The sequence below is a fragment of the Caulobacter sp. genome (genome assembly GCF_035254145.1).
In the GTDB taxonomy this organism is placed as follows: domain Bacteria; phylum Pseudomonadota; class Alphaproteobacteria; order Caulobacterales; family Caulobacteraceae; genus Caulobacter.
In genome coordinates this window covers 1-6,643 of sequence record NZ_DATFAV010000095.1, presented here as the reverse complement: position 1 = coordinate 6,643, position 6,643 = coordinate 1, and the positions used below count along the sequence as shown (strand labels likewise).

Sequence of the window (6,643 nt, the reverse complement as noted above, 5' to 3'; positions counted from 1 at the left end):
CGAGGAAGGCGGCGTATTTTCGCTAGGTCTCGATATGGGACGCCTGAAGCCTAAACTCCCAATACCGCCGGACCGCCCATCAGCGGGTCGCTGATCGAGTCCTTGCCGGTCTCGATCCGGCCGGCCAGTCGCCGCAGCCAGATCGGGACGCCGTCGAGGCGGACGGCCAGGTCGTACCAGCCCTGGGTGGTCGGGACGGCGCGCGCCTGGGTGTCGACGCCCGTGAACGCGATCCGCCAGGGCGCCTGGCCCTCGACCTCGACGATCACCGTGCGCGCCTCGGGGCGGGTGTTGGCCACGGTCACCAGCAGGTTCGCGCCTTGCGGGCGGGCGGTGATTTCCACGCCCGTGTCCTCGCCGGCGAGCCGGCGGTGGAAGCCGTTCGGACCCAGGACCCAGAGGTCGCAGGCGCCGACCGGCCAGGCGTCGGCCAGGTGCTGGCCCGGCCCCACGGTGTAGCGGCGCGGAGCCTGATCCAGGCGCAGGCGGTCATAGACGTGCAGCACGGTCGCCGCCGCGCCGGCGTTGGCCAGGGTCAGGGTCATGGCGCCGTCCTGGAACCGTCCGTCGACGGCCGGGGCGTAGGGCAGGGCGCGCGAGGGGCGGACGCCCTTGTCCTGGACGGGCGCGACGATCGCGGTCGGCGTCGGCGGCTTGGTGCGTCCGGGCAGCGCGTTGGCGCGCTTGGCCGTCTCGGCGGTGGCCGGCAGCGGCGCGAACGGTCGGTCGTTCGGCGTCTTGAAGTCGAAGCAGGTGGTGAGATCGCCGCACACCGCGCGCCGCCAGGGCGCGATGTTGGTCTCCGTCACGCCAAACCGCGCCTCCAGGAAGCGGATCACCGAGGTGTGGTCGAACACCTGGCTGTTGACCCAGCCGCCCCGGCTCCAGGGTGAGATGACATACAGCGGCACGCGCGGGCCCAGGCCGTACGGGCGGCCCATCAGGTCGTCGCGTTCGGACTTGGCCTCGGTCGGGTTGCGCACCTGGTGGCGCATGCCGGTCAGGTCGACGGTCGAACCGCCCAGCGGCTTGCCGTCCGCGCCGAGCGAGGGGGGCGAGGGCGGCGGCATGTGGTCGAAGAAGCCGTCGTTCTCGTCGAACATCACCAGTAGGGCCGTGCGCGCCCAGACCTTGGGATCGGCCGTCAGGGCGTCGATCACCCGGGCGGTGTAGTCCGCGCCCTGGGCCGGGCTGGACGGGCCGGGATGCTCGGAGTCCGCCGCCGGGGCGACGATCCACGACACCTGCGGCAGGCGGCCGGCCACGACGTCCTCGCGCAGCTTGTCCAGATGCCAGGTCGACAGGCCCAGCTCCTTCAGGCGCGGGTTCGAGCCCGGAAGGTTCTTGTAGGCGTCGCGGAAGCTCTTGAAACCGGCCAGGGGGTTGTCGGTGAAGTTGTCGGCCATGTCCTGATAGATGCGCCAGGAGACGCCAGCCTGCAGCAGCCGCTCGGGATAGGTGGTCCAGGTGTAGGATTCCTTGGCCCCGCCCTTCTCGGCGAAGTCGTCGTGCGAGTTCGAGATCGACGGACCGCCGGCCTTGCCCAGCGGGTCGTTGGTCCCGGTCCACAGGAACAGGCGGTTGGTGTTGGTCCCTGTCTGGGTCGCGCAGTGATAGGCGTCGCAGAGGGTGAAGGTCTCGGCCAGGGCGAACTGGAACGGGATGTCGGCGCGCCGGAAATAGCCCATTGACCACGGGTGCTTGGCGTCGGGCCAATGGTCCATGCGGCCCTGGTCCCAGGCGTCCTGGGCGTCGGTCCAGCCGTGGGGCGTGCCTTCGACGCGCATGTGGGCGAAGGTCTTGCCGGTGTCCAGCCAGAACGGCGCCAGCAGCTTGTTCTTGTCGTAGCTCTGGACGAACACCGAGGCGTCCTTGCGGCCCGGCGCGTCGCGCACGGGAGCGGGGTAGCGGTCGCCGAAGCCCCGCACGCCGTTCAGCGTCCCGAAATAGTGGTCGAAGCTGCGGTTCTCCTGCATCAGGATCACCACGTGCTCGACGTCCTTGAGCGTCCCGCTGCGGACGTCGGCGTCGATCGCGGCCGCGCGCGCCAGGGCGGGCGGCAGGGTCAGGGCGCCAATGGCGGCGAGCAGGCCGCGACGGTCGATCTGGGGCATGAAGGGACTCCGGTAAGCTGAGCCGGAAGTAGCACGACTTGTTGGTCAGTCGTGTGACAACTGGACTAGACCAGATGGGCGGCGCGACGTCGCGCCCGAAAGATTCCTCTCTCAGAGAGAGGGATCTTGCGCCCTACTCGAACACGATAACCGAGCGCGCCAATTCACCTCGCTTTAGCTCGTCGAAGGCGCTGTTGACGTCTTCCAGCTTGATCCGGCGCGAGATCAATTCGTCCAGCTTCAGCTTGCCCGACATGTAGAAGTCCACCAGGCGCGGCATGTCGACCGGGAAGCGGTTGGAGCCCATGTAGCTGCCCTGGATCCGCCGCTCGCCCAGGAAGTCGGGGCCGTGCAGCTCGATCTTGGTGCCGACCGGGATCATGCCGATGATGTTGGCCGTACCGCCGCGCCTCAGCATCTTGAACGAGGCTTCGGCGGTGGCCTTCAGGCCGATTGCCTCGAAGCTGTGCTGTACGCCGCCGCCGGTCAGCTCGATCACCGCCTTGGCGATGTCGTCGACCTGCGAGCCGTCGATCACGTCCGTGGCGCCGAAGGTCTTGGCCAGCTCCAGCTTGGCGGGCACGCGGTCGATGGCGATGATCCGGCCGGCGCCGGCGATCGCCGCGCCGTTGATGGTGGCCAGGCCCACGCCGCCGCAGCCGATCACCGCCACCGTCTCGCCCGCGCGGACGCTGGAGGTCTGGATCACCGCCCCGACGCCCGTCGTCACCGCGCAGCCGATCAGGGCGGCGCGGTCGAACGGCATGTCCCTGCGCACCGCCACGCAGGCGTGCTCGTGGACCAGCATCATCTCGGCGAAGGACGACAGGTTCAGGAACTGGGCCATCGGGCCGCGCTGGCCGCCGTTCAGGTCTTCCTTGAACAGCCGCGGCTCCTCGCTCTTGCCCCGGCGGGTTTCGGGACTGACGCACAGGTTCATGTGCCCGGTCAGACAGACCTCGCAGTGGCCGCAATAGGGATTGAGGCAGGTGATGACGTGGTCGCCGACCTTGACCGTCCGCACCTCGGAGCCGACCGCCTCGACGATCCCGGCGCTCTCGTGGCCCAGCACGGCGGGCAGGGGATGCGGATACGACCCCTCGATGAAGTGCAGGTCGGAGTGGCAGACGCCGGCGGCCTTGGTGCGGATCAGCACCTCGCGCGGGCCCGGCTTGCCGATGGCCACGGTCTCGATCTCGAGGGGCTTGCCCACCTCGCGCAGAACAGCGGCCTTCATGCTCGTCTCCCTTTGGTTCGGCGGGAGACTAGCGCCCCCGTCGGGGCCAGCGGAAGAGGGAATTCGAACAAATGTTTGGCGTTCGCACCGTCAGTCCTCGCGCAGCTCCAGCGCGGTGTACGGCTGGTGGCGGCGTTCGATGCGGATCAGGTCCAGCACCCCGATCAGCTGCTTGGATCGCCAGCTGCTCATCAGGTAGCCGAGCGGCGCGAGCGTCACGGTGATCGCCAGGGTGAGCGTGAGTTGCTGGTGAGCCTTCACGAAACCCATGAGGCTGTCGCCGGCCAGTTCGGCCACCAGAGCCAGGATCGAGAGCGGAACGGTCAGATAGAGCAGGATCACGGCCCGCAGCAGCTGATCCTGACGGCGCGCGTTCAACGCCGCCAGCGCCGTCAGCCCGTCGAACAGCGCGTCGTCGACGCCGTCCAACAGCGCGAAGGCCTTCAAGGTCGAGGGATTGCGTCGAAAGCCGCTGACGAAGTCCACGCCGATATAGCCCCAGGCGCCGGGGGTGACGAAGCTTTCGGGCAGCATGGACCAGGTGGGAAACAGGCGATGCAGCGCGCGCCACAGACGCCACAGCTCGGCGGCGTCGCCCGCCTCGCGCTCAACCGTCGCGCCGTCCATATGTACAAAGCCCCGTCACGCCCAGGGGCGGCACCATGTTCGATGCGACGAGGGGTGGCAAGCCGGGGCGGCGCGCTTACGCCGCCATCGCTTCCTGACGCTCGGGCAGGATGCGGCTGACGGCCAGCAGCACCGTCATGTCGCCTTCGCCCGAGGTGATCACGGCGGCGACCAGCGGAGAGTCCTCGCCTTCGCCCAGGGCCGGCGGCGGATTGATCGCCTCGGCCTCGACGGTGAAGCTGTCGCAGACGGCGTCGACCAGAAGGCCGGCGACGTCGGTCTGATTCTCGACCACGATGATGACCTGGCGCGGACCGTCCACGGCCACGCCCTTGCCCAGGCGCCACGACAGGTCGATGACCGGCATGACCTGGCCGCGCAGATTGATGACGCCGCGCACATAGGGCGGCGCGTCGGGCAGCGGAGTCGGCGGGGTCACGCCGCGGATCTCGCGGACGGCGCTGACGGGAACGCAATAGGTCTGGGCGCCGACCTCGAACGACAGGACTTGCAGGGCCTGGCCTTGGGCGTACGACACGGTGTTGGTCATGGCGTTCTCCGGGGAGCGCGGATCTTATTCCGGGGCAGGTTCGCGGAAAAAGATGAACAAACCGGTTCCAGCCTCGCGGGGAAATCCGTTCAGGCGCCGTTCAGGCGCGAAGGCCGATCGTCTCTGTGACGCTTCGAGACGGCGTGTCGCGCCGGGAAGCCAAGAGGTCAGGGAGGCCGTCATGGTCCGCAAGCTCGTGAACACCATCGGCCGGATCGCCGCCGGCGCCGCCGCCCTGTCGCTGGCCGCCGCGGCCACCACGGCCTCGGCCGATCCGCGCTATTATCGTCACCACAAGAACAACGACGGCGACGTGGCCGTCGCGGCCATCGCCGCCGGCGTGCTGGGCCTGGCGATCGGCGCGGCCATATCGGACAACGACCGTCGCGACCGCTATGACCGCGATTACGGCCGCTACGACGATCGGTATTACGGCCGCCGCGTCTATGCCCCGCCCCCGCCGCCCCCGCCGCCCCCGCCGCGCTATGGCTACGGCTATGGCTACGCGCCGCGCCCCTACTATGGCGACCGCGAGTGCTGGACGACGCGTGAATACGACCGCTGGAACGGCCGATACTCCGAGCGCACCGTCTGCCGCTAAGGCCGGAGCAAGATCTGATCGCCGGCGCGGACCGGTGACCGGCAGCCCCGGGATCGTCCCCGATCCTGGGGCTTTTTGTCGCGACGGTCCGCGAAGAGACTCGACTTGCCGTTCAAATGGGAACAAAAAAGGAACATTACTCCCCGCCGCAGGAGCTTGCGCCATGTCGATCGCCGTCCGGTCCTCTGACTCTCCCCGGTCTTCTGGCTCCGAAAGCCCGTTCGGCGCCGGCCTGCGCCTGACCGAGGATCGGCTCGACATCGCCGAGGCCGTGCTGGCCGGGGCCTGGCGCACGCTGCGCGCGGCGGGGTTCGGCGAGGCGGAGGTTCAGGCCCTGTTCGACCAGATCGCCGATCGGCCCGAGGACCTGGCGCGGCGTCTGCGCAAGATGGCCAACGCCGCCTGACGGCCTTCAGCCCAGGCGTTGCAGCAGAGCCTGCAGGATGTCCGCGCGCTGGGCCGTCTCGACCGAGATGCGGCTCGCCAGTTCGCGGATGCCGGCCGGATAGGCCTCGCCGCCTTCCGCGATCGTCTCGGCCTGGCAGGCCAGGCAGCGAAGGTCGCGATCCAGTCGCTCGACCTCCTCGCGGGCCAGCATGCGAGCCTCGGCCTGCAGGCGCTTGACCCGTTCACCCGTGGTCTCGGGACCACGCCCGAGGTCGTAGATTTCAGCCACGCCCGAGACGGGCGGCACGATGTGCAGCGGCTTGCCGGCCATGGATTTAGGGCTCCTCGAGACGGGCCGATCCGCGCCGGCCACATCTCTACAAAGCCTGGCCTTGGGCTCGCGTTCCCGGAGGCGGATCCGAAAGCGGGACGACGTGTCCCCATCGCCACAGACCGCCCAAGGGCGCCGAAAAACCGTGCGTTCCGGCTGCTTCGCGGCGCCTATTTGGCGTCGCGCACGTGGGTCGTCGGACGATCGTCGCCAGCGGAAACCTCCTGACGCCAGACCGCCTGCTTGTCTTCATAGATGATGCCTTCGGTCTCGCCCGGCAGCTCCTGCTCGCCCGCCGCCCGCTTGGCCGCCTTCAGCGCCGCCTCGTGGCTCGGGAAGGTCTCGGAGAAGGTGTCACCCACCTTGTAGGCCCAGCCGCCGTCGTGCTCGACGATGATGTAGGTGATGTCGGTCATGGGGACTCTCCAAGGAGGCTAGAGCGAAACGAACGGGCCGTAGCTAAGGCGGTTCCGACGGCGCTGTCTTGTCGAAAAGGCGCGAAGTCGCAATCGCATTGAGGGATTATTTCGTTCATTACAATCTATGGTGTAATACTCCGTCGCGCGATAGAGGGGCGGTCATGTTTGATCCTCATAACGTTATGCGTTATAAAGGTGGCGAGTGATCCGAAGTTTCGCCAGCCGCGAAACCGAACGCATCTGGGACGGCGCGCCTTCAAGGCGCTTGCCCGCTGACATGCAGGCGGCGGCCTTGCGGAAGTTACGTTCGCTGGACTCGGCGGAACATTTGGATGATCTGCGCTCGCCGCCTGGAAACAGGCTAGAGGCGCTGGTGG

Annotated in this window: 9 protein-coding genes; 3 read left to right on the top strand and 6 right to left on the bottom strand. The window is 68.3% G+C overall.

Annotated features, from left to right (window positions below; all coding sequences use genetic code 11):
- Positions 1-50: 50 nt before the first annotated feature.
- The 4 genes from VJ655_RS05480 to VJ655_RS05465 all read right to left on the bottom strand — a co-directional run bounded on the left by VJ655_RS05480 (position 51) and on the right by VJ655_RS05465 (position 4,528).
- The gene (locus VJ655_RS05480) at positions 51-2,114 is read right to left on the bottom strand and encodes a phosphocholine-specific phospholipase C (RefSeq protein WP_324110057.1); all 2,064 of its coding nucleotides are present in this window, start codon (positions 2,112-2,114) and stop codon (positions 51-53) included.
- Positions 2,115-2,247: 133 nt separating this feature from the next.
- Positions 2,248-3,351, bottom strand: a complete 1,104-nt coding sequence (locus tag VJ655_RS05475) for a Zn-dependent alcohol dehydrogenase (RefSeq protein WP_324110056.1) — start codon at positions 3,349-3,351, stop codon at positions 2,248-2,250.
- Positions 3,352-3,441: 90 nt separating this feature from the next.
- Entirely contained in the window at positions 3,442-3,978 is a 537-nt protein-coding gene (locus tag VJ655_RS05470; protein WP_324110055.1) for a hypothetical protein, read from the bottom strand.
- 76 nt (positions 3,979-4,054) lie between these two features.
- Entirely contained in the window at positions 4,055-4,528 is a 474-nt protein-coding gene (locus tag VJ655_RS05465; protein WP_324110054.1) for a chemotaxis protein CheW, read from the bottom strand.
- 181 nt (positions 4,529-4,709) lie between these two features.
- Here VJ655_RS05465 and VJ655_RS05460 point away from each other — a divergent pair, with 181 nt between their 5' ends.
- Positions 4,710-5,129, top strand: coding sequence for a hypothetical protein (locus VJ655_RS05460; protein ID WP_324110053.1), 420 nt, complete (start codon positions 4,710-4,712; stop codon positions 5,127-5,129).
- A 163-nt stretch (positions 5,130-5,292) separates the two neighbouring features.
- Positions 5,293-5,535, top strand: a complete 243-nt coding sequence (locus tag VJ655_RS05455; RefSeq protein WP_324110052.1) for a hypothetical protein — start codon at positions 5,293-5,295, stop codon at positions 5,533-5,535.
- A gap of 6 nt (positions 5,536-5,541) precedes the next feature.
- Here the strand turns inward: VJ655_RS05455 and VJ655_RS05450 are convergent, their stop codons facing one another.
- The gene (locus VJ655_RS05450; protein WP_324110051.1) at positions 5,542-5,847 is read right to left on the bottom strand and encodes a hypothetical protein; all 306 of its coding nucleotides are present in this window, start codon (positions 5,845-5,847) and stop codon (positions 5,542-5,544) included.
- 170 nt (positions 5,848-6,017) lie between these two features.
- Positions 6,018-6,263, bottom strand: coding sequence for a DUF2188 domain-containing protein (locus VJ655_RS05445; RefSeq protein WP_324110050.1), 246 nt, complete (start codon positions 6,261-6,263; stop codon positions 6,018-6,020).
- A 205-nt stretch (positions 6,264-6,468) separates the two neighbouring features.
- Here VJ655_RS05445 and VJ655_RS21030 point away from each other — a divergent pair.
- Positions 6,469-6,643, top strand: a 175-nt coding sequence (locus tag VJ655_RS21030) for a type II toxin-antitoxin system RelE/ParE family toxin (RefSeq protein WP_414646944.1), incomplete at its 3' end; no start/stop codon positions are given.